Origin of the sequence: Rhodoplanes roseus (assembly GCF_003258865.1) — a bacterium.
Taxonomy (GTDB): Bacteria; Pseudomonadota; Alphaproteobacteria; order Rhizobiales; family Xanthobacteraceae; genus Rhodoplanes; species Rhodoplanes roseus.
This window is the reverse complement of sequence record NZ_NPEX01000717.1, coordinates 1-316: the sequence shown is the minus strand read 5'-3', so window position 1 is coordinate 316 and position 316 is coordinate 1. Positions and strand designations below refer to the sequence as shown.

Here is a 316-nt window from a genome sequence, read left to right as displayed (position 1 = left end):
GAAGTCGGCCACCGTCTCGATGGTGGCCTCGCGCGCAAGGTAGCGCCGGAGCGGTGCGCCTGAACCCGTCTTGAAGAAAGTGTTGCTGGAGATGTAGCCGAGCCGCCCGGCGTTCTTGCCGCGCCGTAGCAGCCGCAGTCCTCGCTCGTAAAAGTAGCAGTAGAGGTCCGCCCGATCCGATACGACTTCGTAGCGCGTCTCGAGGTAGGGCTTCATGGCCCTGATCAATTCCATGCGTACGTAGGGCGGATTGCCGAGTACGACGTCGAAGCCTGCCTCGCCCTCGTCTGGATCGAACACTTCCGGAAACGCTTCC

1 protein-coding gene is annotated in these 316 nt (G+C 62.3%); it reads right to left on the bottom strand.

Annotation, left to right across the window (positions count from 1 at the left end; translation table 11 throughout):
* Positions 1–316 (bottom strand): Eco57I restriction-modification methylase domain-containing protein (locus tag CH341_RS32105; RefSeq protein WP_210208724.1); only part of this gene is annotated, 316 nt, incomplete at both ends.